Source organism: Harryflintia acetispora (assembly GCA_004340125.1).
In the GTDB taxonomy this organism is placed as follows: Bacteria; Bacillota; Clostridia; order Oscillospirales; family Ruminococcaceae; genus Harryflintia; species Harryflintia acetispora.
In genome coordinates this window covers 35938-60484 of sequence record SLUK01000008.1, presented here as the reverse complement: position 1 = coordinate 60484, position 24547 = coordinate 35938, and the positions used below count along the sequence as shown (strand labels likewise).

21 protein-coding genes are annotated in these 24547 nt (G+C 60.8%); 18 read left to right on the top strand and 3 right to left on the bottom strand.

The window, feature by feature from the left end; genetic code table 11:
• The first annotated feature begins 12 nt into the window (after positions 1-12).
• Genes EDD78_RS09560 through nagA form a run of 5 tightly spaced genes read left to right on the top strand, consistent with a single transcriptional unit; the run spans position 13 to position 5691 of the window.
• Positions 13-894 carry a carbohydrate ABC transporter permease gene (locus EDD78_RS09560; protein ID WP_207739343.1) on the top strand — a complete coding sequence of 294 codons (882 nt, stop codon included), beginning with the start codon at positions 13-15 and terminating at the stop codon, positions 892-894.
• Positions 895-909: 15 nt separating this feature from the next.
• A complete protein-coding gene (locus EDD78_RS09555; RefSeq protein ID WP_132084793.1) occupies positions 910-1716 on the top strand; it encodes a carbohydrate ABC transporter permease in 807 nt (268 codons plus the stop codon).
• A gap of 39 nt (positions 1717-1755) precedes the next feature.
• Positions 1756-3594 (top strand): DUF4091 domain-containing protein, encoded by a 1839-nt coding sequence (locus EDD78_RS09550; protein ID WP_132084792.1) that lies wholly within the window; start codon positions 1756-1758, stop codon positions 3592-3594.
• Between the two features lie 15 nt (positions 3595-3609).
• The gene (locus EDD78_RS09545; protein WP_132084791.1) at positions 3610-4527 is read left to right on the top strand and encodes an ROK family protein; all 918 of its coding nucleotides are present in this window, start codon (positions 3610-3612) and stop codon (positions 4525-4527) included.
• A 12-nt stretch (positions 4528-4539) separates the two neighbouring features.
• The gene (gene nagA / locus EDD78_RS09540; RefSeq protein WP_132084790.1) at positions 4540-5691 is read left to right on the top strand and encodes an N-acetylglucosamine-6-phosphate deacetylase; all 1152 of its coding nucleotides are present in this window, start codon (positions 4540-4542) and stop codon (positions 5689-5691) included.
• Positions 5692-5798: 107 nt separating this feature from the next.
• Here nagA and EDD78_RS09535 read toward each other — a convergent pair whose 3' ends face one another.
• Positions 5799-7109, bottom strand: a complete 1311-nt coding sequence (locus EDD78_RS09535; protein ID WP_132084789.1) for a hypothetical protein — start codon at positions 7107-7109, stop codon at positions 5799-5801.
• Between the two features lie 91 nt (positions 7110-7200).
• On the opposite strand from EDD78_RS09535, the gene EDD78_RS09530 reads away from it, so the two are divergent.
• The 7 genes from EDD78_RS09530 (at position 7201) to EDD78_RS09500 (ending at position 15571) form a co-directional block, all read left to right on the top strand.
• Positions 7201-7419 carry a hypothetical protein gene (locus EDD78_RS09530; protein ID WP_132084788.1) on the top strand — a complete coding sequence of 73 codons (219 nt, stop codon included), beginning with the start codon at positions 7201-7203 and terminating at the stop codon, positions 7417-7419.
• 168 nt (positions 7420-7587) lie between these two features.
• The gene (asnS, locus tag EDD78_RS09525) at positions 7588-8982 is read left to right on the top strand and encodes an asparagine--tRNA ligase (protein WP_132084787.1); all 1395 of its coding nucleotides are present in this window, start codon (positions 7588-7590) and stop codon (positions 8980-8982) included.
• 12 nt (positions 8983-8994) lie between these two features.
• Positions 8995-9813 (top strand): ATP-dependent sacrificial sulfur transferase LarE, encoded by an 819-nt coding sequence (gene larE / locus EDD78_RS09520; protein WP_286170827.1) that lies wholly within the window; start codon positions 8995-8997, stop codon positions 9811-9813.
• The gene (larC, locus tag EDD78_RS09515; RefSeq protein WP_132084785.1) at positions 9813-11039 is read left to right on the top strand and encodes a nickel pincer cofactor biosynthesis protein LarC; all 1227 of its coding nucleotides are present in this window, start codon (positions 9813-9815) and stop codon (positions 11037-11039) included. The genes larE and larC overlap by 1 nt, the downstream gene beginning before the upstream one ends.
• Positions 11040-11147: 108 nt before the next feature.
• Complete coding sequence (locus EDD78_RS09510) at positions 11148-12431, top strand: aspartate aminotransferase type Ic (protein ID WP_132084784.1); 1284 nt, start codon at positions 11148-11150, stop codon at positions 12429-12431.
• A gap of 146 nt (positions 12432-12577) precedes the next feature.
• On the top strand, positions 12578-14008 hold the full coding sequence (gene purB / locus EDD78_RS09505) for an adenylosuccinate lyase (RefSeq protein ID WP_132084783.1): 1431 nt from the start codon (positions 12578-12580) through the stop codon (positions 14006-14008).
• Positions 14009-14257: 249 nt separating this feature from the next.
• The gene (locus tag EDD78_RS09500; RefSeq protein ID WP_132084782.1) at positions 14258-15571 is read left to right on the top strand and encodes a hypothetical protein; all 1314 of its coding nucleotides are present in this window, start codon (positions 14258-14260) and stop codon (positions 15569-15571) included.
• Between the two features lie 56 nt (positions 15572-15627).
• Here the strand turns inward: EDD78_RS09500 and cimA are convergent, their stop codons facing one another.
• A complete protein-coding gene (gene cimA, locus EDD78_RS09495) occupies positions 15628-17202 on the bottom strand; it encodes a citramalate synthase (protein ID WP_132084781.1) in 1575 nt (524 codons plus the stop codon).
• A 176-nt stretch (positions 17203-17378) separates the two neighbouring features.
• Between cimA and EDD78_RS09490 the strand changes: the two genes are divergently transcribed.
• From EDD78_RS09490 to EDD78_RS09480, 3 genes are all read left to right on the top strand, one after another.
• The gene (locus tag EDD78_RS09490) at positions 17379-18266 is read left to right on the top strand and encodes a polysaccharide deacetylase family protein (protein WP_132084780.1); all 888 of its coding nucleotides are present in this window, start codon (positions 17379-17381) and stop codon (positions 18264-18266) included.
• 89 nt (positions 18267-18355) lie between these two features.
• Positions 18356-19507, top strand: coding sequence for a THUMP domain-containing class I SAM-dependent RNA methyltransferase (locus tag EDD78_RS09485; protein WP_079699759.1), 1152 nt, complete (start codon positions 18356-18358; stop codon positions 19505-19507).
• A gap of 246 nt (positions 19508-19753) precedes the next feature.
• Positions 19754-20932, top strand: a complete 1179-nt coding sequence (locus EDD78_RS09480) for a carboxypeptidase-like regulatory domain-containing protein (protein ID WP_132084779.1) — start codon at positions 19754-19756, stop codon at positions 20930-20932.
• Between the two features lie 70 nt (positions 20933-21002).
• Here the strand turns inward: EDD78_RS09480 and EDD78_RS09475 are convergent, their stop codons facing one another.
• Positions 21003-21722 carry a bactofilin family protein gene (locus EDD78_RS09475; protein WP_079699757.1) on the bottom strand — a complete coding sequence of 240 codons (720 nt, stop codon included), beginning with the start codon at positions 21720-21722 and terminating at the stop codon, positions 21003-21005.
• 406 nt (positions 21723-22128) lie between these two features.
• On the opposite strand from EDD78_RS09475, the gene EDD78_RS09470 reads away from it, so the two are divergent.
• The 3 genes from EDD78_RS09470 to EDD78_RS09460 are packed head-to-tail and all read left to right on the top strand — an operon-like array spanning position 22129 to position 24513.
• Positions 22129-22470 carry a hypothetical protein gene (locus EDD78_RS09470; RefSeq protein ID WP_079699756.1) on the top strand — a complete coding sequence of 114 codons (342 nt, stop codon included), beginning with the start codon at positions 22129-22131 and terminating at the stop codon, positions 22468-22470.
• A 45-nt stretch (positions 22471-22515) separates the two neighbouring features.
• Positions 22516-23562: a V0D/AC39 family V-type ATPase subunit gene (locus EDD78_RS09465; RefSeq protein ID WP_132084778.1), complete on the top strand. Its 1047-nt coding sequence runs from the start codon at positions 22516-22518 to the stop codon at positions 23560-23562.
• A 3-nt stretch (positions 23563-23565) separates the two neighbouring features.
• Entirely contained in the window at positions 23566-24513 is a 948-nt protein-coding gene (locus tag EDD78_RS09460; protein ID WP_079699754.1) for a V-type ATP synthase subunit I domain-containing protein, read from the top strand.
• The last annotated feature ends 34 nt before the right edge of the window (positions 24514-24547 follow it).

Below are 24547 nucleotides of genomic sequence, written 5' to 3'. Positions count from 1 at the left end.
AGGAGGGCTTGTATGCGCAGGAACAAGAGAAAGACGGATCTCACCGGTTATGTATACATCGCCCCCATCTGCCTGGTCGTCCTGCTCATGTCCGTGGTGCCGATCTTCATCTCCCTTTACTACAGCTTTACAAATTTTGATGGCGTCAGGGCGCCGGTGTTCACCGGATGGGACAATTATGCAAAGCTCATCCGGGACCCCGTGCTGCGGGCCAGCATGATAAACACGCTGATCTATACCGTCGTCACGGTCCCGGTGCAGACGGTGCTCGCCCTTTTGCTCGCGTTCTGGCTGTCCACCTTCCGCCAGGGGAGGTGGAGCCAGTTCATCCGCGGCACGCTGTTCGTCCCGGTGATCGCCTCCAGCATGGTCGCGGGCATTATCTGGAGGGCGTTTATGGGGCCGACCGGCCTGATAAACGAGGCTTTGGGCTTGCTGAGCATACCGGCGGTCACCTTTCTGGACATCAACCACGCGCTGATGAGCGCCTGTATCGTGACGGTGTGGCGCAACCTGGGATACTTTATGGTGATCTATTTTGCCGCCATCCTGGATATTCCCAAATCCCTTTATGAGAGCGCCGATGTGGAAGGGTGCAGCTTTGGGCAGAAGCTCGTCTACATCACCATCCCCCTGCTGCGTGCGTCCACCTTCCTCATCGTCATTCTCGGCACCATCTGGTCCTTTCAGGCGTTCGATCTGGTCTTCTCTCTCACCCAGGGCGGGCCGGGCTTTAGCACGACCACCATGGTCATGACGATCTATAACACCAGCTTCAAGCAGTTCAATCTCGGCTATGCCTCCGCGCAGGCCTATGTGCTGCTCATCATCATCGTTTTGATCTCTTTTGTCCAGACGAAGGTTCTCAACCGCTCGGGAGACGGCTCCATTTAAGGGAGGGGAGTTAAAATGCGCAAAGCTTTAAAGATTGCCTGGATGCTGCTGCTCACCGGAATCACGGCCCTGATGGTTCTGCCTCTCATCTATATGGCGATGATGTCGATGACCTCGAATTTCACCACGACGGTCTCCTGGGATTTTTCTGAATACAGCTTCACCAACTATGAAAGGATCTTCGTGTCCCTGGACTTTGTCAGGTACTTCTTAAACTCCGCGGCCGTGGTGGCGGGCGCGATCCTGATCAACGTCATTTTAGGCGCGATGGCCGGCTATGGCTTCGCCAAAAAGAAGTTTCCGGGCAGGAACGCCCTCTATTATGGGATCATCCTGACGATGATGATCCCCGGGCAGGTCACGCTGATCCCCATGTATATCATTGTAAGCGCCATGGGGCTCAACAACACCCATTTTATCCTGATGCTGCCGGTGGTCAACGCATTTACCGTTTTTTTGATGACCCAGTCGATGATGTCGATCCCCGACGACCTGCTCGAGGCGGCCAGGATCGACGGAGCCAATGAGAGGATCACGTTTATCAATGTGGTGCTGCCCGTCGCGCGTTCGGCCATCGTCTCGCTGACCATCTTTACCTTCATCACAGTATGGAACGACTTCCTTTGGCCTTTGGTGATGGTGAGCGACAACCACATGCGGACCATGACCCTTGCGGTGGCTATGCTGCGCACGAACTACGGCACCAACTACGGGCTGATGATGGCGGGGGCCACGCTCGTATTTGTCCCGCCGTTCATCGGGTATGTGCTTTTGCAGAAACGGTTTGTGGAAAGCATAGCCATGAGCGGGATCAAGGCTTAATGGAAACACAACGTATCTACAGAATCTGGAGGGAGCTATATGATATTAAAAGCCTGCCTGGTGGACTCTGCGTTTAAGCATGTCCGCAAACAGGAGCTTCGGGAAAGCTTTTTCGACCGCCCGTTTTTGCCGATCACCGCTGTCAAGAACGAGCGCTTTGCCTTTCAAATGCTGGTGCGTACCGACCGGCGGTGCATGTGCTGCCTGGACGAGACGAACTATCTCAATTGGGACGGGCTCTATGACCGGGTGCGCATCGAGATGAAAGCCTCGACCCCCTTGGTTCAGGATTTGCAAATGCGCTTCGAGGGATATGTCCCGGACGACGCCGGGACCCTGACCGCGGACCCCATCCTCGAGGTGGGAAATTGCAGCCTTGATGAGCTCGTTCCCCAGGCCGTCTGGGTGGACGGCGCCGTGCTCCCGGAGTTTGAGGGGGACGAAATTTCCATTGATTTTACGTTCTACCATCAGGCCGGATTCGGCGACGAAGAGCGGATTCTGACGCTGTCCGCCACCGTGAGGGTGGCGCCGGTCGTGCTGCCGTCGCTGCGGGAAAACTCCGTTTATCACTTCTACCTGTGGCAGCATCCCAGCAATTGGGCCAAGACGTTCGGGGTCAGGCTGTGGGGCGAGGATCACTTTGCCGTGATCGAAAACATGCTAAAGGAGCTTTCCAGCGTGGGGATCAGCACCACGACCCTGGTGGTCAGCGAATTCCCCTGGAACGGACAGATGTGCTGCACCGAATACGAGTATCCCAGCGACCTGTATGAGCACAACATCGTGAAGGTCTATAAGGGGAAGGACGGGCGCTTTTGGTGCAATTTTGACGTCATGGACCGGTATCTTGCGCTCTGTGAAAAGTACCATATGTGCAGAGAGATCGATCTCATGGGGCTGATTTATATCTGGGCCGGCGTCGCGGAGGGGCAGTTCGCGCAAGGGCAGGTCATGAACATCAAGGAAAACGCCGGCAAGAATGCGCCGGGGAATCCGTTCGACGACTACTCGGACGGCGTTCGGATCCGTTATTATGACGAGTCGGATGGGCTATATAAGTACATGCACAAGAAGGCGGAGCTGGGGGAATATGTGCGGCTCCTGTTTTACCACTTTGTGGAGAAGGGGCTTTGGGAGAGGGTTAGCCTCTTCAGCGACGAGCCGGTGGACGTCGAGGTGTGCGGCAAATGGATGGAGACCATCAAGGGGTTCGTCCCCGAATTAAGGGTCAATATCCGGCTGGGCGTCTTTAACGAGGAGATCATTGAAACCTATGGCGAGCAGGAGAAAAACCTTGTCACCCATTTTTCCGGCGTGCTGTGCCACCGGGAGATGGTGATGAAGGTCAAGGACCAAAACCGCAAGCGCGGCGGAACGTTCGACTGGGCCATCTGCTGCACGCCCGACCACCCCAACACCTTTATCCAGTCCCCCCTTATCGAGGCCCGCCTCACAAGCTGGATGACCTATCAGATGGACATGGACGGATATGAAAACTGGAAATTTGCCATCTGGCCCTCCGACCCCTGGAACCGGGTCAGCTACAAGGACCCCTCCTGGCTTTCCGGGGACATGTTCTATGTCTACCCAAACCACAATGGCAAGCCCTGTTCCTCGGTGCGGTGGGAAAACATCCGGCTGGGGCTCCAGGACTATAACCTTTTTAGGATGCTCGAGGAGAAAGGCGTTTCCCTGCGCGAAATGCGCGAGCTGTACCTCGACCCGGTCCTCACGCCCTTTGAAGAGGCGAAGGTGGAATTTGACGTCTACTCCACCCGTCCGGAAATCCATTTTGGATACTCGAGGGACTACCGCGACTATGAAAACATACGGGCAAAGCTCATCGGGCGGCTGGCTTCCTTCCAAATTGACTAATAAGGTGGAAAGAGTATGTATTCGATCGCGATCGATTCCGGCGGCACAAAGATTTCCGGCGCCGTCATTTCGGACACCGGGGAGATGCTGGAAAAAACCCGTTATGAGAACACCGGAAAGAGCGGGGACTTTTTTCTCGATACATACCGCGCCATCATCCAGTCATTTCTGCAAAAGTACGACGTGAGCTGTATCGGGATCGGGTGCAACGGCGCCGTTGACACCGATAAGGGATTGGTCGTTTCGTGCTCGCTCAATTATAAAAACTGGGTGGGGCGGCCCATCCGCAAGGAATTGGAGGAGCGCTTCGGGCTGCCGGTCTACCTTGGGAACGACTGTAGGGCCGCCATCGCGGGGGAGGAATGGGTCGGCGCCGCGAAGGGATACAAGGATATATTGGGGATCTTTGTTGGAACGGGGCTTGGCGGGTGCTATATCCACAACGGGGAGATCGTGACGGGGTCCCGCAACGCCATGGGAGAGGTGGGGCACGGCATCATGTACCCGGGCGGGCGTCCGTGCAGCTGCGGCCAGCGCGGCTGTGCCGAACGCTATGTTTCCGGGACCGCCCTGTGGACGAGCTACAACGATAAGGCCGCCGGGGAAAGGATCCATTCCGGCTACGAGTTTTTTGAGCTGTACCGGCAGGAGGATGCCCGGGCCATTGAGGTATTGAACCAATATATATGGGACTTTTCCATCCTGCTGGCCACCTGCGCCTATCATTTCGATCCCGACGTCATCGTGATCGGCGGCGGTCTGATCGAAACGAGGGAATACTGGTGGGACGACCTGCTCAAGCGGTATTATAACATCGGCGCGCCGTGCGGCGACGGGTACGTCCCGGTTTTGGCGGCGCAAAAGGGCAACGACGCGGCGCTGTATGGAGCTGCCCGGACGGCGTTCCGTTATTTATGCGCTGCCGAAAGCTAGAGGAGGAGCGGCGTGGCATCAAACAAAAAGGTGTTGTTCAACGCGAGGATTTTCGACGGGACAAGCTTTGTGAAGGAGACCTCTCTTTGCTTGGAGAATGGCGTCATCCAGGGGCTGGGCGCCGGGCACAAGGAGGGCGATGTGGACTGCGGGGGCCGGATCCTGGCCCCGGGCATGATCGACCTCCACACCCACGGGATCGGGGGATACAGCGTCATGAGCCCGGAGGGGCTGAAAAAAGCGGCGCGGCTGTATCCGCGCCATGGCGTCACATCCTTTTGCCCCGGGGCGGGGTGCGCCTGCAACGCGGACATTAGGCGGTATCTCGAGGGGGTTCTTGCCTTCGTCCGGGAGCCGGAGGGGGCCGGCGTGCTGGGGGCGTATCTGGAGGGTCCCTATCTCAGCGCGCCCAACCGCGGAGCGAACCCGGCCGGGATGCTCCGCACCCCCTCCCTATCAGATTATCAGGATATGGTGGGGGAGTATGGCAGCCTGGTGAAGCGCATTACCATCGCTCCCGAGCTCCCCGGCGCGCTGACATTGATCGAGTGCCTGGCCGGCGACGGCGTGATGGTATCTGCGGGCCACTGCGCCCCCACGGCCGGACAGATGATCGAGGCGGTGGAACGGGGAGTCCGCTCCACGACCCATACCTGCAACGGGATGCCGCCGCTGCATCACCGGGCTCCCGGCGTTTTGGGAGAAGCGCTGACAAACGAGCGCGTCTGCACAGAGTTCATCGCCGACCTGGTGCACATCGACCCGATCCTGATCAAGCTGATCCATCGGGTGAAGGGGCCGCAGAACTGCTATGTTTGCACCGACTCCATCCCCGCGGCGACCATGCCGGACGGAACCTACTGTTTAAACGAGGGCGAAGTGACGGTCAAAAATGGCGTTGCTACCCTGGGGGATTCCTTGGCCGGCAGCACGCTGACGATGGACAGGGCGCTCCGAAACCTTGTGAAAAAGGTAGGGATACCGCTGGAGGACGCATTGCGAATGTGCACCTCGACGCCCGCGCGCGCTATCGGCGCCGGCGGGCGCAAGGGCATGATCGCTGCCGGTTACGACGCAGACTTGGTGCTGCTGGAGGACGACCTGTCCGTTTTTATGACGATCGTTCGCGGCGAAACAGAGTTTCAGGCATCGCGGGAAAGCTAAGTTTGATCGCCGGCCGGTTTGGCGTATCGCGCGCCACGGGAAAAGCTTTATCCCGGGACCCGCTCTCCGTCAAAACGGAGAGCGGGTCCCTTTTGATGATGGAAGTATTAATGGTCGAAGGCGCGCAGGACGGGATAGCCGAGGGTGGGGTCCATCCGCCAGGCCGAGCTGAAATCCCACCCCTTGGCGGTAAAATTGGATTGGTTCCCGAAATCGGCCTCGCTCATGAGCTGGGTGGCGGCAAAGACCGCTCCGGTGGTGGGTTCGACCACCCCGGTTCCGACGTTCAATCCGGCCGTCGGCGTCCAGAAGCAGGAGGCGTCGACCGTCCCGACGACGGTGGCGCCGCAGAACACCCCCGAGGAAACGGACGTACAACGGGAAACGGAAGTGGACAGGGCGAAGCTTCTCAGGACCTTCGGCGGGGCGGCTTCATCGCCCCAGTTGCAGCCGACCAGGCCTCCGCCGAACACGTCCGAAATACTGCCGCTGCCCGTGACGGAGGAGCCCACAATGTAGCAGTCGGAGACGGTTCCGATGTTTTGCCCGATCAGGCCCCCGATCCTGGCCAGATTCGGCACACTGGGAATGGAAATGGTACAGTTTTTTGCATAGCACTGTTCGACGGTGCTGCTGCCGTTCACCTGTCCCACCAGGGCGCCCAGGCAGATCAGAGACGCCGTTTTGTTTTCTGCGAACCGGGAGTTTTCGATCCCCACCCGTACAATTTTGGCAGTCCCCACTTGGCCAAACAGGCCCCCGAAATCGAGGCCGTTTTGAATGCTGGACAAATTTGAGATCACATATCCGTCCCCATCATAGCCGCCAACGAAGCCGACTGAGGTGTCCCCGATGGGCGTCCAGTTGCCGTAGGAGGAAAAGTCGAGGTCGGCCGTCTGGCGGAAATGCTGGCCCGCCGCGAGATGCCGGGTATGGTTCAGGTGCTGCAGCTGCCAGGGCGTCCCGACCCGGTAGGGGCTCCTTTCGCTCCCGTCCCCGGCGTAGAAGGCCCCCGCCGTCCCCGCCGGGCACCCGCAGGTTGGCGCGGTGGTAAAAACTTTCGTGGCCGTTGATTCCCGGTCGAACGCTTCCCGCCCCGGCCGGACATGCGCCGTCACGCTGAGCGTCCAGGTGCTCGGGCCGCCCACGTCGTAGCGCAGCGGCAGGTGCACCGTCCCGGCCGAGGGGACTGTCACTTCGGCGCTCACCTCGGGGCTTCCCGACGTACTGTTGCCCTCGTAGAGCGCGAAGGTGTAGCTGTCCGTGCGGGGCGAGGGGGTAAAGGGGATGTCCACCCCGTAATCACACTGGTAGCCCTCCCGCACCGTCACCGTGATCCCCGTCCCGGCGGATGCCGCCGGGACGGCCGGCAGCAGGACTGCCGCCGCCAGGAGCAGCGCCGATATTCGTAGTTTCAATGCCGTTTTCCCTCCCTCATAATAGACCGCTAGATAAGGTTGCCAGCGGTCATATGAGGGCCGGGAGGCAGGGGGAAGGAGGCATATTCCCTTGCAAAAATCGCCAGAAGAGGATATAATTAGGATAACTTTAGAAAAAGGCGGGGGTTTTATTCGCCCGTCCTTCAAAACGGGATCAAAACTTGCCAACAGGAAACCTTATCTTGCGGTCATTTGTAAAAATGAAAAGGCCTTTGCCAATTCCGGCAAAGGCCTTTTTTTGCCGGCCCGCAAAAGCCGCCCAGTCTCAGGGTTTATGAGCTTTGTATAAAGCCGTGCGGTTAAAGGGGGAAGGATAGGGCAATAATGACTGTTATGGGAGCAATTGCCGGATTTGGTGTTGTGTTCTTGCAGGATATGGTTTATAATAAATTCATATCTGAGGTTTTAAGACCGTCCAAACGGGGCGGAAGAATTCGTATGGAAGGGTGCATTCTGCATGCAGAGGACAGAAATCAGGAGCCTTGCCACCAGTGTTACCGACTACATCGACAGCGAGGTCACGGTCTGCGGCTGGGTCAAGACCATCCGGGATTCCAAGGCGCTCGGCTTTATCGAGCTGAATGACGGAACGACATTCCAGAACTTGCAAATCGTGTTCGAGGAGAGCAAGCTCGAAAACTTCAAAGAGGTGTGTAAACTCAACGTTGGAAGCGCCGTTTCGGTCTGCGGCAGCGTGGTGCTCACCCCGAACGCCAAGCAGCCCTTCGAGATCCATGCTGCAAAAATCACGGTGGAGGGGGTCTCCGCGCCGGATTATCCGCTGCAGAAAAAGCGCCATTCGCTGGAGTATCTGCGTTCGATCGCCCATCTGCGCCCGCGTACCAACACCTTTAACGCCGTCTTCCGGGTGCGCTCGGTCGCGGCCTACGCCATCCACAAGTTCTTTAACGACCGCGGCTTTGTCTACGCGCACACCCCCCTGATCACCGGCAGCGACTGCGAGGGCGCGGGGGACATGTTCCGGGTGACCACCCTCGACCCGCTAAACCCTCCCACAAACGAGGACGGCGGTGTCAACTACAAGGAGGATTTCTTCGAGAAGCCCACCAGCCTGACGGTGTCCGGCCAGCTCGAGGCCGAGTGCATGGCGCTGGCCTTCTCGAACGTCTATACCTTCGGGCCGACCTTCCGGGCCGAGCGCTCGAACACCCCGCGCCATGCGGCCGAGTTCTGGATGATCGAGCCGGAGATCGCCTTCGCGGACCTTTCGGACGACATGCGCCTGGCCGAGGACATGATCAAATCGGTGATGGGCTATGTGCTCGACCACTGCCCGGACGAGATCAGGTTCTTTAACGACTTCTACGACAAGACCCTCCTGCAGCGCCTGCAGCACATCATTTCCTCCGACTTCGGGCGGGTCACCTACACCGAGGCGATCGAGCTGCTCATCCCGCACAAGGACGAGTTCGAGTACCCCGTCTACTGGGGGTGTGACCTGCAGACCGAGCATGAGCGCTACCTGACCGAGAAGATTTTTGAAAAGCCGGTCTTCGTCACCGACTACCCCAAGGAGATCAAGGCGTTTTACATGCGCCTCAACGATGACAACAAGACCGTGGCGGCGATGGACTGCCTGGTGCCGGGCGTCGGCGAGATCGTGGGCGGCAGCCAGCGCGAGGAGAGATTGGACGTGCTGCTTTCGAGGATGAAGGAGCTCGGGCTGCGCGAGGAGGACTACTCCTGGTACCTCGACCTGCGCCGCTACGGCGGGGCCAAGCACGCGGGCTTCGGGCTCGGGTTCGAGCGGCTGATCATGTACATGACCGCGATTCCGAACATCCGCGATGTGATCCCCTTCCCGCGCACCACCGGCAGCGCGGAGTTTTAGGCCATGCCGGGCATGCAGAGACTGACCGCGCTGATTTCCTCTTATGAGGGGGTGGAGCAGGGCCTGTGCGTCGCCTTTTCGGGCGGCGTGGACAGCGCCCTGCTTCTTGCCGCCGCCTGCCAGGCGGCTACAGCCGGCCGCTTCCCGGTCTGGGCGGTCTATTTCGATACCGCCCTGCACCCGGCGGGGGACTGCGAAGAGGCCGGACGGCTGGCGAGGGAGCTGGGGGCGCAGTTCGAGGCGATCAAAATCGACGAGCTCGCCGAGGCGGGAATTGAGCAGAACCCGCCCGATCGGTGCTACCGCTGCAAGCGGCTGCTCTTCGAGAAGCTGCAGGCGTTCGCAAGCGAAAAGGGGATCGCCCTGCTCTGCGACGGGACCAACGCGGACGACTTAAAGGAGTACCGCCCGGGGCTGCGCGCCCTGCGCGAGCTCGGGGTCCACAGCCCGCTGATGGAATGTAGTCTTAGTAAAAACGAGGTGCGCGCGCTGGCGAAGGAGGCGGGGCTTGCGGTTTCGCAGAAGCCCTCCTCCCCCTGCCTCGCCACCCGCTTCGAGTACGGGGCCACCCTGACAAAGGAAGGGCTTCAGATGGTCGAGCGGGCCGAAGAATACATGAAATCCATCGGGTATCCGGTGGTGCGGGTGCGAAAACATGGGGAGCTCGCTCGGATCGAGATCCCCATCGGAAATATGATCCGCTTTTTCGTCAGGCGGGAGGAAATCCTGCGCACGCTGACCGATATGGGCTTTCGCTACGTGACCTTCGATCTGCGGGGCTTTCGCAGCGGGAGCATGGATGAAACCTTGGAAAAGAAGGAGGAAGGCTGATGGCGACCCTGTATCTGGAATGCCTGTCCGGGATCAGCGGGGACATGAGCGCGGCGGCCCTGTTGGATTTGGGGGCGAACGCCGAGGGGCTGCAAAAAATGCTCCATGCCCTGCCGGTGGACGGCTATCATGTACATATCTCGCAGAAGGAAAAATGCGGAATACGCTGCTGCGACTTCGACGTCCACCTCGAGGAGGACGGCAATGCCCATGACCATCCGCATGAGCATGACCATGAGCATTCCCATGACCATCCGCACGAGCATGACCATCACCATCACCACCCGCATGTCCACCGGGGACTTTCGGACGTGACGGCGATCATCGACGCGAGCACCCTGAGCGAAAGGGCTAAGGAGCTGGCGAAAAAGATGTTCGGCTTTGTGGCCGAGGCCGAGGCGCAGGTGCACGGGCTGCCGATTGATGAGGTGCATTTTCATGAGGTCGGGGCGATCGACTCGATCATCGACATCCTGTCGGTGGCCTATTGCCTGGACGACCTTGGGATCGATCGGATCATCTGCTCCCCGCTTAGCGAGGGCACCGGCTACGTCTGGTGCCAGCATGGGAAGATGCCCGTCCCCGCCCCGGCGACGCTCGAGATCGCCCGTCGCTGCGGGATCCCCCTTGTGATCACCGACGCCGAGGGCGAGATGGTGACCCCCACCGGGGCGGCCGTCGCGGCGCTGGCGGATGAATACAAAACCCCGGACGGGCTGAGCGTTTTGCGCGTCGGCTACGGCGGCGGCAAGAAGGACTTCCCCCATGCCAACGTCCTACGGGCCATGCTGGTGCGGGAGGCCGGAGGGGATGAGACCATCGAGGTGCTGGAGACGGCAATCGACGACAGCACCCCCGAGCAGCTCTCCTTTTTGATGGAGCGCCTCTTTGAGCTCGGGGTGGCCGACGCGCACTTCACCCCCATCTTTATGAAAAAGAACCGCCCGGCGAACCTGCTCACCGTACTGTGCAAAAAAGAGCTCAAGGAGCGTGCGGTCGAGACCATCTTTTTGCACAGCACCACCATCGGGCTGCGGGAATACACTGTTAAAAGGACCTGTATGCGCCGCGAGGCCGAAACGCTTATGACCAGGTACGGTGAAATTAAGGTCAAGCGCTGCACCTACGGGGCGATCAGCAAGGTGTACCCCGAATATGAGAGCGCGCGCGAGGCGGCGATCAAAAACGGGGTGCCGCTCGAGGAGATTTACCGGCAGATACGCTAGACAATAACGCAGACGCGAGACGATAGAGCCGGCATGTGGTTGTGCCGGCACGGATGATTGGATATGGAGATCTAGGGTTGGTAGGACTATTTTTGGGAGGAATCGCAGATGGAACAGTATCAAAGCCTTTCTAAGGAGCAGCTCCTCGGCCTGTGTGAGGATCTCAAAGCCCAGTATGAGGGCTACAAGGCACAGAACCTGAAATTGGATATGTCGCGGGGGAAGCCCTCTCCCGAGCAGCTCGATCTGACGATGGGGATGCTCGACATTTTACATAAGGGCAGCGGGATGGTCAGCGGCGGGGTGGATACCCGCAACTACGGCATGATGGACGGCCTGCCCGAGGCAAAGAAGATTTTCGCCGATATTCTGGAGGTGGAGCCCGGGATGATCATCATCGGCGGGACCTCCAGCCTCAACATGATGTACGACACCGTGGTGCGCGCCCTGCTGCTGGGGGTGTACGGCGGCAAGGAGCCTTGGATCAGGCAGGGCAAGCTCAAATTCCTCTGCCCGGTGCCGGGGTATGATAGGCACTTCGCCATCACCGAGCAGTTGGGGATCGAGATGGTGGGCATCCCGATGGACGAAAACGGCCCGGACATGGACCTCGTCGAGCAGTATGTGAACAGCGACCCGTCCGTCAAGGGGATCTGGTGCGTGCCGAAGTACTCGAATCCCGGCGGGATCGTCTACTCCGACGCGGTGGTGCGGCGCTTCGCAGCCCTTCGCCCCGCGGCGGACGACTTCCGCATCTTCTGGGACAACGCGTATGTGGTGCACGACCTCTATCCCGAGCGCGCGCCGAAGCTTTACAACATCTTTGAGGCCTGCAAGGAGTACGGCAGCGAGGACATGGTGTTCGAGTTCTGCTCGACCTCCAAGGTTTCCTTCTCGGGCGGCGGGATCTGCGCCATGGCGGCGAGCGAACGGAATATCGAGCTGATCAAGAAGCAGATGTCGGTGCAGGTCATCTGCTTCGACAAGGTGAACCAGCTGCAGCATGTGCGCTTCTTTAAGGATAAGGACGGGGTGCTGCAGCACATGAAGCGCCACGCGGCCGTCATCCGCCCGAAGTTCGAGCTGGTGCTCGGCACCCTCCGGGAAGAGCTCGGGGGCCTTGGCATCGCCAGCTGGACCGACCCGGCGGGCGGGTATTTCATCTCGGTGGACACCCTGCCCGGCTGCGCCAAGCGCACGGTACAGCTCTGCAAGGAGGCCGGGGTGGTCCTCACCGGGGCTGGGGCGGCCTTCCCCTATGGGAAGGATCCGCAGGACCAAAACATCCGCCTTGCGCCGACCTATCCCGAGCTGCGGGAGCTCGAGGTCGCGGCCAGGCTCTTCACCCTGTGTCTGAAGCTCGCGGCCGCCGAGCGGCTGCTGGCCGACTAACATTGTATAAGGCCGGACCGGGCCTGCCGCAAAAGCGGCAGGCCCGGTTTTTCGGATAGAAGGCCAAAAAGGAGATTTCCTTTTTCTCTCCCTTATGATATGATAAAACCATCCAAGGACTGTCAAACTATTACGGAGGGACCACCATGCAGCAGAAATATGAAAGCCCGTTTTCCACCCGGTACGCGAGCGACGAGATGCAGTACCTCTTCTCGGCCGATATGAAATTCAAAACCTGGCGCAGGCTCTGGATCGCACTGGCCAAGGGCGAGCAGAAGCTGGGGCTGCCGATTTCGGATAGCCAGATCGCCGAGCTCGAGGCCCATGCCGAGGACATCAACTACGACGTGGCGCGCCAGCGGGAGAAGGAGTGCCGCCACGACGTGATGAGCCACGTCTACGCCTACGGCGTGCAGTGCCCGGGGGCCAAGGGGATCATCCACCTGGGCGCCACCAGCTGCTATGTCGGGGACAACACCGATGTGATCATCATGCGCGAGGCGATGAAGCTGGTGCGTAAAAAACTCATCGGGGTGATCGGGCTGCTCTCGAACTTCGCACGCGAATATAAGGACCTGCCCGCCCTGGCCTATACCCACCTGCAGCCCGCACAGCTGACCACCGTCGGCAAGCGGGCGACGCTGTGGCTGAACGAGCTGCTCTACGACCTGGATGAGCTCGAGTACCGCCTCTCGCGCCTCGAGCTGCGCGGGGTGAAGGGCACCACCGGCACCCAGGCGAGCTTTATGGAGCTCTTCGACGGGGATGGGGAAAAGATCGACGCGCTCGACCGCTTTATCTGCGAAGAGATGGGCTTTCGGTCCTCGGTCGCCGTCTCGGGCCAGACCTATTCGCGCAAGGTGGACTACGGCATTTGCAGCACCCTTTCCGGGATCGCCCAGAGCGCGATGAAGTTTTCAAACGACCTGCGGATTCTGGCCAACTTCAAGGAGATGGAGGAGCCGTTCGAGAAGAATCAGATCGGCTCGTCCGCCATGCCCTATAAGCGCAATCCCATGCGCTGCGAGCGGATCACCGCCCTGGCGCGCTACGTGATGGTCGAGGTGTTGAATCCCGCCTTCACCGCCGGGACCCAGTGGTTCGAGCGCACCCTCGACGACTCGGCCAACAAGCGGATCGCGGTGGCGCAGGCCTTCCTCGGGGTGGATGCGATTTTAGGGATCCTTTTGAACGTCTGCGACGGGCTGGTGGTCTACCCCAAGGTGATCCGCCAGCGGGTGATGCGCGAGCTGCCCTTCATGGCCAGCGAGAACATCATGATGCACGCGGTCAAGAAGGGCGGGGACCGGCAGGAGCTCCACGAGCGGATCCGGCAGCATGCCCTGGCCGCGGCCAAGGTGGTCAAGGAAGAAGGGGGAGAGAACGACCTGATCGAGCGCATCTGCGCCGACGAGGCGTTCGGGCTGCGGCGCGAGGAAATCCTGGAGGTTCTGGTGCCCGAAAACTTTGTGGGCCGCGCGCCCGAGCAGGTCGAGCGCTTCCTCTGTGAAAAGGTCGAGCCCATCTTAAAAGCCAACCCGGACTGCCTGGGCGGCAAGGTCGAGCTCAGCGTCTGAGCCCTATCTGCATAAAAGCTGAAAATGACCGTTAGCATAGCCAGCTAACGGTCATTTCTTTGCCCTTGTTCGCGCCATACTCCGGCACTTCTTCCAAGGATTTCTATTCTTACCCTAATTATATCCTGTTTTTCCACCTTTTACAAGCAAAACCGTTGATTTTCGCTTCACTTCCCCGGAATGGACGGCCCCAAGCTGGCTATACTAGTGGTCTTTTTGGCGCCCGCTTCCGGGAAAGGAGCAGTCAGCATGACAAAGAAATTTTTCGCTCTGGCGGCGGTTTCCCTCTGCCTTTTGTTGGGGCTCTCTGCGGCGGCCAGCGGCGTGACGGTGGAGGTGCAGGGCGGCTACAGCTGCGACTACGGCGTGGACATCCCCTTCACCCCCTCGGCGCGCACCAGCCGTTATACCTTCGCGCTCTATGAGGGCGGGAACGCGGCGGGCAGCCCCGAGGTGACGGCCGAGGTGACCATCGCCTCGGCCGGGACGGTGCATCTGCCGCTGCGCCACAACCTGAGCGGCCCGAGCACCTGGACGCTCTGTGTGACGGCCCACGTCATGCCGGGGCGGGAGGCGTTCGACCGGGAAGCGATGGCCACGAAAGTCTTTACCACCGCGCCCACCTGCGGCTGCCCGGCGGGGACGGCGGGGGCTTTCTATGCCGGTAAGGGCACGGTGTCCTCCCCCTACCGGGTCACGGACGGGCGGCAGCTCGCCCACCTCGGCGTGCACCTCTCCGCCTGCTTTTTGCAGACAGAGAACATCAGCCTGTCCGGGAGCTGGACGCCCATCGGGACCTTTAGCGGGGTATACGACGGGGGCGGCCATGTGATCAACAACCTCCAGGTTGCAACCTCCGGAAAGGCGGGGCTCTTCGAGAGCACCGACGGCGCGACCATCCGCGCTCTGGGGATCGCCGGGAGCTCCTCCATCGTAGGAACAAGTAGCGCGGGGGCTTTTGCCGCGGAAGCCAATGCGACGCAGATCAGTGAATGCTTTGCGCTCGCATCGGTACGCACCGATGCATATAATTCTGTCTGTGGAGGGCTGATCGGCAAGGGGAGCTTTAGAAACAGACTGGATAACTGTTATTTCGCGGGTTCCCTGAGCAATACCCGCGCCTACAATGCCCCCTTTATGGGCGGCCTGATGGGCGTTGCGTTGAAAGAGTCAGGAGGTGTCCCGCCTGTCATCACCGGTTGCTACACAGCCGCCGATTATCAGTTTTATTATACCAACCAACAGTATGGCCTGGGCAGCCTGGTGGGAAGCCTTTCCATGTGGACGGGGTCTGCCTGGGGAGCCGGCACGATCCAGTCCTCGGGCAACTACTGGCTGACCGGGACGGCCGGCTGTCCCGCCTATGCGGTGGGGGACTTTAGCAATGGGCAGGGGCACAATCCCAGCAGCCCGGGCGCGGCGGGACTGTCGTCCCTGGCCTCCCTGCCCGCCGGTTTCGATAAATCCGTGTGGACCACCGGCAGTTACCAACGCCCGACTTATAACGGCGGCTGGGCGACGGTGAGCGCCCCGGTGCTCAAGGTGTTTCAAGGCAATTCCTGACGGGAAAGACAAACATAGTATAAATGGGCCGCCGGCATTTGCCGGCGGCCCGTCTGCTACAGCCCCTTCGCGGAGCGGTAGAGCTTGTAGTCCATCGAATCGGTCAGCGCCTTGAAGCTGGCGTTGATGATGTCGGTCGAGACCCCCACCGTGGTCCAGGAGGCGGCCCCGTCGGTGGTCTCGATGAAGACCCGCACCTTGGCGGCGGTGGCGCGCTGCGGCTCCATCACCCGCACCTTGTAGTCCACCAGCCGGATGTCCCGGATTTCGGGGTAAAAGACCTCGAGCGCCTTACGCAGCGCCTTATCCAGGGCGTTGACCGGGCCCTGGCCCTCGGCGGCGGTGATTTCGCTGCGCTCGCCGACTTGCACCTTGACGATGGCCGAGGAGAGCTTGCTTTCCTGCTTATCGGCCTGTTCGCCCACGATCCTGAAAAGCTCGACCCTGTAGGGGGACGAAAAGAGCTCCAGGTGCCGCAGCACCACCAGCTCGAAGCTGGCGGAGGCCGACTCGAACTGGTACCCCTCGAACTCCAGCCTCTTGAGGATGTCCATCAGCTGCGCGACCTGCGCGCTGTCCTTGCGCAGCCCGGGCGCGAAGGCGCGGATCTTATGCAGCAGCGAGGTGCGCCCCGACATTTCGGAGAGCAGCAGGTCCCGCTCATTGCCCACCGACGCGGGGTCGACATGCTCGAACGAAGAGCGAAGTTTTGTCACCCCGTCGATGTGCATGCCGCCCTTGTGGGCGAAGGCGCTGGCCCCGACATAGGGCAGCTGGGCGGGCAGGACGATGTTGGCCACCTCGGCGACATAGCGGGCGGTGGCGGTCAGCTCGCAGAGCTGCCCCTCGGGGATGCAGGCGTACCCCCGCTTTAATTGCAGGCTGGGGATGACGGCGGAAAGGTTGGCGTTGCCGCAGCGCTCGCCGAAGCCGATGAAGGTGCCCTGCACCTGCACAGCGCCCGCCCCGACCGCCATCAGGCTGCCGGCCACGGCGCAGCCCGTGTCGTCGTGGCAGTGGATCCCCACCATCCCGCCAAAGCGGGCAACCGCCTTGCCGGTGATCTCGGCGATCTCGTCCGGGAAGCAGCCGCCGTTGGTGTCGCAGAGCACCAGCCGCATGGCCCCGGCCGAAGCCGCCGCTTGCAGGGTGCGCATGGCGTAGTCGGGGTTTTGCTTGTAGCCGTCGAAGAAGTGCTCGCCGTCAAAGATGACCTGCTTGCCGTTCTGCACGCAGTAGCGCACCGTCTCCTCGATCATGTGCAGGTTTTCCTCCAGGCTGACGCCCAGCACCTCGCGCGCATGCAGCTCGGAGCTCTTGCCGAAGATGGCCACCGTGCCGGTCCCGGCGCCCAGGAGCCGCTGCAGCAGCGGGTCGTCCTGCGGCGTGCGCTCCCGGTGCCGCGTCGAGCCGAAGGCCACCAGCTCGGCGTTTTGCAGGTGCAGAAGCGCGGCGCGCGTGAAAAATTCCAGGTCCTTGGGGTTGGAGGTGGGGTTGCCCGCCTCGATGTAGCGCACCCCCAGCGCGTCGAGCGCGCGCACGATATTGAGCTTATCCTCCACCGTGAACGAGATGTTGCGCGCCTGCGCCCCGTCGCGCAGGGTGGAGTCGAAGATCTCAAGGTTCCTCATGCCAGCCTCCATTTCTTGCCGGGCCGCCCGGCAGACACAAAATGGGATCGAATCATGCTGTTTATTTTACTCCCCGCCCCCTCTTCTGTCAAACGCCGGGCCCGCCCCGCCGGGAAGCATGTTTGCGGGAAAATGGGCATAAACTGTAGCAATGGTTATTGAAAGCGGGGGATTCCATGTTACGCATACCAAAATGGCTGCTGATTGGCGGCTGCTCGCTGCTCGCCGCGCTCATACTCTTCCTGGCGGTACCGGGCGGGATTAAGATGGTGGCCGCAAAGCCCGAAAGTGTGCGGCTGCCCGCAGTGATGTACCACCATGTGTTAAACCAATCCGATATGCTGGGGGACTATGTCATCTCGCCCAAGCAGCTCGACGAGGATTTGCGCTACATCCAGGAGCGCGGCTATACGCCCGTCTCGGCGGCCGAGCTGCAAGCCTATGTCGCCGGGGAGGGCGAGCTGCCCGAGCGCCCGATCCTCATCACCTTCGACGACGGGTATAAGAGCAGCTTTGTCTACGCCTACCCGGCGCTCAAGAAGTACGGGATGAAGGGAATCCTCGCGGTGATCGGGATCCACAGCGAATACTATTCCGAGATCGACGACGACAACGTGAACTACGCCCACGCCACCTGGGATGAGCTGCGCCAGATGTTCGAGAGCGGGGTGTTCGAGATCGCCAACCACACCTACGACATGCACGAGGAATCCAGCCCCCGCGCGGGCGTGCGCCGTAAGGCGGGGGAGAGCAAGGCGGACTATCAGAAGGCGCTGCGGGAGGATATCGGGACCAACCAGCAGCTGCTCGAGATGGCCACCGGCAAGACGCCCACCGTCTTTGCCTATCCCTTCGGCTTCCTGGATGAGGACGCCAGGGCGGTGCTCGACGAGCTGGGCTTCACGATGACCATGGGGGTGGCCGAGCGGGTCAACACCGTCACCCGCGGCGAGCCCGAGAGCCTGCGCGAGCTCGGGCGCTATAACCGCCCGTACGGGGTCACCACCCAGAGCTTTTTCGATCCCATTTTCGCCGAGGCCGAGCGTGAGGCGGCCGCGAAATAGCGGTATTTGTGCTTTTCACGAAAATGTGTTATAATATTAACCGGAACTATTTTGCCGGCAACGGATGTGTGTGAAGAACAGGGGAAAAGATGAAGTACAAAATTGTGTGTCCATGCCTATTCGGGCTGGAAAGCGTGCTCAAGCAGGAGGTCGTGCGCCTGGGCGGCGAGGAGATCACGGTGAGCGACGGGCGGGTGTCCTTCGCGGGCGACGTGCAGCTGGTTGCGCGCGCCAACATCAACCTGCGCACCGCCGAGCGGGTGCTGATCTGCATGGGGGAGTTTCGCGCCCAGTCCTTTACCGAGCTGTTCGATTTCACCTATGCGCTGCCGTTTGAGCAGTTTATCGGCCCGAAGGATTGCTTCCCCGTCAAGGGGCACAGCCTGCAAAGCAAGCTGCACAGCGTGCCGGACTGCCAGTCGATCATCAAGAAGGCGATCGTCAAGCGCCTGGGCGCAAAGTACGGCATCAACTGGTTCGAGGAGAGCGGCGCGCTCTACCAGATCCGCTTTTCGATCCGCAAGGACAGCGTGGCCATCATGCTGGACACCTCGGGCGAGTCGCTGCATAAGCGCGGCTACCGCCAGAACGCGAACGTCGCCCCCATCCGCGAAACCCTCGCGGCGGGGATCATCGACATCGCCAAGGTCTACGACGACAGCTTTCTGTGCGACCCGTTCTGCGGGTCGGGCACCTTTTTGATCGAGGGGGCCATGCACGCGCTGCGTATCGCCCCCGGATTGCGCCGGCGGTTTTCCTGCGAGAGCTGGAACGCCATCGACCGCAAGATCTTCAACGACGAGCGCCAGCGCGCCTTCGATATGATCCGGCGGGACGCGCCCTTCGAGGCGCAGGGCTACGACATCGACCCCACAGCAATCGAGCTGACGCTCTCGAACGCCAGGAAGGCGGGGGTGGAGAGCCGGGTCAAGGCCGCCTGCCAGCCGATCGAACAGCTCCACTTCGAGCGGGAGCGCGCGCTGATCATCTGCAACCCTCCATACGGCGAGCGGCTGCTCGACCGCAAGCAGGCGCACGAGCTCTACCGCCAGATGGGCAAGGTGTTCGGCCGCCTGGACACCCGTAAATACGTCATCTCGCCCAGCGAGGAGTTCGAGCAGCTCTACGGCAAGCCGGCCGACCGGCGGCGCAAGCTCTACAACGGGATGATCCGCTGCCAGCTCTTCTGCTACAACGGCAAGAAGCACCCGGACGCGCCGCGGGAGGATGAAAAGAAATAAGCGAAAAGGTTTTGGGCCGCCGGCCCAAAACCTTTTTTTCGCGGCTGGCTTGTCCGCAGCAGGGGCATTTGCTATAATAATACAAAAAGCAACGCGCCTGTCGTGGGTATTGGAAGCGCCTTTTGCACAAAAGCAAGGGGCGCTTCGCGCTTTTTTTCGTCCCTTTCCCCAAACTTTTGCGCGCGGTATCCGCGCGTCCGTCCCGTTCGTTTAGGTATGCTTTGCGCGCAGAAAGAGAGGGACGGGATGAAGAAGCTGTTTATGTTGGCCTGCGGGATCTGCCTGACGCTGGCGCTGGGCCTTTCGGCGGCGGCGTTCGAGGTGGTCGCCTACCAGCCGGACGGGGAGACCCCCTGGGCGGGGCTGAGCTTTAAGGTCAGCTATGAGCCCGCAGGTAAGCAGACCTATACGACGGACGCCGCCGGGACCTGCACCGTGCCGGACGAAAGAGAGGGACAACAGGCGCTCAATATACAATATCGGGATGGTGACATCGGTAATATGACTTTAAGTCTCCCCTCCCCGCTCCCGGCGACGGTCGCGCTGCGCGACGTATACGGATACGGGAGCGGAGAAAACAAAAGCCATTTTATGGCCCGGGGGACGGTGCTGCTGCCGGACGGGTCCCCGGCGGCCGGGGCCGAGGTCGGGTCGCCCCGCAGCTCGGTGACCTTCCCAGAGGGGAACCTCACTGACCGAAACGGGAAGTTCCGGTTCCGGGGGTCTACGGACTGCACGCTCACGGCGCACCTGGACGGGTACGCCGACGTCTCGGTCAAGTGGCAGACCTATGAGCCCAACCCGGTGCTGCGGCTGGAGGGAACCGAGCGCACCCTGCGCGGGAGCGTCAAGGACGCAAAGGGGAGCCCCCTGCCCGGCGCGCAGGTCAGCGCCCCGGGGGGCGCGGCCCGCGCGGGAGCGGACGGGAGCTACACGCTGGACACCTGGGAGCAACTGTCGGGCAGGGTGACGGTCGGCCTGTCGGGCTACACCTTCGCGCCCGCTTATTACGAGCTGGCGGCTTGGAGCGGGGACCGGACCTTCGACTTCGTGGGGACCAAGGATCCCGACCAACCCGGCCCGCCCGATCCGCCCGGCCCGCCGACGGTGGGGGAGAGCGCCCGCCGCTCGCGCTCGTCGCGGGACGAGCCCTACGAGGACCCGAACGGCTTTTCGGACGAGGAGTGGGACTTCTGGCTGAAAGTGGCCGGGGAGATCGAAGCCGCCGGGGAGGGAGGCAGGGTGACGGCCTCGGCGGAGCGCTATGAGCGCCTGCCCTTCCCGGTCCTGCGCGCGCTGCACGCGCGGCGGGACGTGACGCTGCGCCTGGAGCGGCAAGGGGAGAGCGTGCTGCTGGATTATACCCTTCCGGCGGGACGGGTGTTCTATCCCCTGGAGGAGCTCATGGAGCACGGGGGAGCATGATCCCGCCCGTTGGAGAATAAGAAAAAGAGCCCTCCGCCGGTTGGCGGAGGGCTCTGCCTGTATGTACGGATCAGTTGTTTTCGATCCCGGCGCCGGCGGGAGCGGGAGCGGCCGGGGCGGCGGGTGGTGCGGCGGGATAGGAGGGCGTGGTGCTTTCCATGTAGATCGAGCCCTTGATGAACGCGCCCTTCTTGATCTCGATCGAGCCGGTGGCGATGTCGCCGGTGACCACGGCGGTCGGACCGATCACGACCTCGTCCTGCACGGTGATGTTGCCGCTGACGCTGCCGTGGATGTTGGCGCTCATGGCGGTGACGTTGCCCACGATCTCGGTGCCCTCTCCCACGAAGAAGTCGTTGTTACAGGAGACGTCCCCCTCGATGGTCGCCTTGTTGATGACGATCTTGTCGCCCTTGGTGTTCCCCTTGATCTTGCCGGAGACGGAAAGGTAATTGTCGCACTGCACCATCCCCTCCACCTCGCCGTAGACGGTGAGCGGGTCGGAGGTGGTGATGTCGCCCTTGATCACGGTGTTGGCCGAAACGACGGTCGGCTCGGCGTTGTACTGGGAGGAATCGGTATTCATGAAATCCATGCCCGCGTCGGGGGCCAGGGGAGTGGGATTGCTGTTCATATGATAATCACCCGTATCCGTTTGATTTGTAGGAATTTTCACCTCGTAGTCGGGATAGCTGACCGGCTGCGCCGGCGCCGGCCGCTGCGTCTCCTCCTGCGGTGTGCCGGCCGAAAGGTCGCGGAACGCCCGGGTCAGATCGTTTTTGAAGCCCATGCTGATTGTTCATTCCTTTCTCGGGAATTGTTTCGGTATCGGTCCGCGAAGCCATGCGGGACCTTTATAGCATCTATGATAGCACATTTTCTGTAAAATTCAATTTGTTTTTACAAATAGTTTCCTGTTTTTTTCTTGACAGGCGAAGCAAGGCAAGAAAAATGGCCATGGCCATGGGCCGGCCATCAGAATCTAAAAATAGCTCGAAGAGCTATTTTTGGAATTCCAGGCATATGATGGCAGGTGGAGCGTCTGCGGGGGATGGGAAATATTAAAATGTCAAAAAATCAAAAGCGAACATATTGAACTTATAATTAAATAGGTATAGAATAAATGAAGTTACGATTTTTTGACGGGAGGCCTGCCGGAAGGCGGGCCGATCTGTGCAAAGGAGGCAGATGCGCCGATGGAACGGGACATGATGGAACATGCCCAGGAGATGGAACAGACGATCAACGCCTTGCTCGCGATGGACGTTGCCGCCCAGGAGAAGCTGCATGAAAACCAGCAGCGCCGCCAGAAGATGGCCGACGAGGTGGCCGTGTTGCGGGAGGACATCCAGAAGCGGTACGCCGACGAGGCGAACGCCAGGATCGAAAAAATCCGGCAGGATTATCAATCGGAGTACGATGCGCAGATGGAAAAGCTGCGCGCTTCCTACGAGGCCGCTCTCGGCTCGCTCTCGCAAAGCTATGAGAAAAGCCGCGGGGAATGGGTGGACACCATCGTGCAGCGCTGCCTTCGATAGCGCCCCTTTGGTAAGCGAAATCCAAACGAAAAGGGGGTCCCAAACATGCTGGATTCCATGTCCTCAAAGGCGATTTTCACCAAGATCAAGGCGATGTACGGGCACCGGCTGAGGGAAGAGGACTTTGAGCAGCTCATGCACAAGAGCAGCGTGCCGGCCTGTGCCGCCTATCTCAAGAGCCAGACCTGGTACGGCGAGGTGCTGCGCGACGTGCAGGAGACGCAGATCCACCGCGGCGCGCTCGAGGAGCTGCTCGGGCGCGCGGTCTTCGAGCAGTATTCCCGGCTGGTGCACTACGCGGGGAAGGGCAACCGGTTTTACCGCTATTACCTGATCAAGCAGGAGATCGGGATGATCATCAACGCCGTGCGCCTGATCGGCAACGACGACCCGAACGAGTTCGTCTCGGCCGTGCCGGGGTACCTGTTGGGGAGTGTGAGTTTCGACGTGCTCTCGCTCGCCGCCTGCAAGAGCTTTGCCGAGGTGCTCGAGGTGCTGCGGCGCACGCCCTATTACAAGGTGCTTTCTGAGCTGCAAAGCGGCGACGGCGGGCCGGCCTCTCTGCCGCTGGTGGAGCACGCGCTCTACGACCACTACTACAAGACGGTGCTCGCCATGATCGATCAGCAGTTTCGCGGCAAGACGGCCGAGGAGCTGCGCGAGATGTTCTGCACCAAGGCGGAGCTGATCTCGGTGACCTCGCTCTTTCGCCTCAAGCGTTCCTTCGCCGATTCCCCGCTGCAGCTGCATGAGATGGTGCTGCGCTATAAGGGCCGGCTGCCCGGGCGGCTGATGGAGCAGATCGTGAATGCGCAGGATGCCGCCGAGGTGCTCGACATCCTCGCGCATTCGGCCTACAGCCGGTATTTTGACAAGGACAATTTCGTCTATATCGAATACAGCGCGGGGAGCATACGCTACAACCTCGCCAAAAAGTACCTCACCTTCTCCCAGAACACCACCACCGCCTTCGTGGCGTTCATGGTGCTGCAGGAGATCGAGATCGAAAATCTGATCAATATCATCGAAGGCGTGCGCTACAAGCAGGATATTTCGCAGATGCGCGCGCTGCTGATCCGGGGAGGTGTCTGATGATTGGGAAGCGATAAAATGATCCTGGTCAACCTGGAGGGCCCGGCCGAGGCGCTCGACGAGTTCACCCTCCAATGCTCCGAATACCTCCACTCCCCCGGGGAGCGCGAGGGGAAGAAGCAGGACGAAAAAAATCCCTACTCCGGGCTGCTGGCAAAGATCGAAAAGGTGGCCGCCAACTCCGGGATCGCGCTCGAGCGGCAGAACGTGCGCGCGCTGACCGCGAGCGAGGAGGAAATCAGGCGTTTTACCGACGAGTTTTACGACGGGTTCTGCGATATGCAGTCCAGGCTGCAAGCCCTGGAGGAGAGCGTCGCCCGGTGCCGGGACGTGGTGACCCAGCTGCGGCATTTGCAGGGGATGGGGCTGCGCTTTGAAAATATCTTTTCCACCCGCTTCCTCAAGGTGCGCTTCGGCAAGCTGCCCGTCGACAGCGAGGAGAAGCTCTGCTATTACCAGGACCACGTCTTTCTGTTCTTCCCCTTTCTGCGTGGGGAGAGCTACATCTGGGGGGCCTACTTCACCACCGAGGAGTATGAGAGCGAGACCGACAACATCTTCGCCGCCCTCTTCTTCGAGCGGGTCTGGGTCCCGCAGGACATCCGCGGCACGCCTAGGGAGGAGCTCGAGGGCGCCAAGGCGCGGCTGCAGCATGAGAGCGGGGAGTACGACAAGCTCAGCGAGAGCTTCCGCCGGCTGGTGGAGGAGAACCGCGCCAAGCTCATAAGGCTCTACAGCGAGACGAAATTCCTCGCCCGCTCGTACGACATGCGGGGAATGCTCGCCGTCTATTCCGGGCGCTTTTATGTGACCGGCTTCGTGCAAAAGGACGAGATTAAAAAAATGGAGAAGGCGGCCGGCCTTATTGAGGATGTGAAGCTCCAGATGGGGAAGCCCACAGGGAGCGTGAAGCCCGCCGGGCATTGGCCGTGGCGGCGCGAGGTTTCCTAGCGGCAATCCCCATTTTTGTTATGGAGGTGTCAAA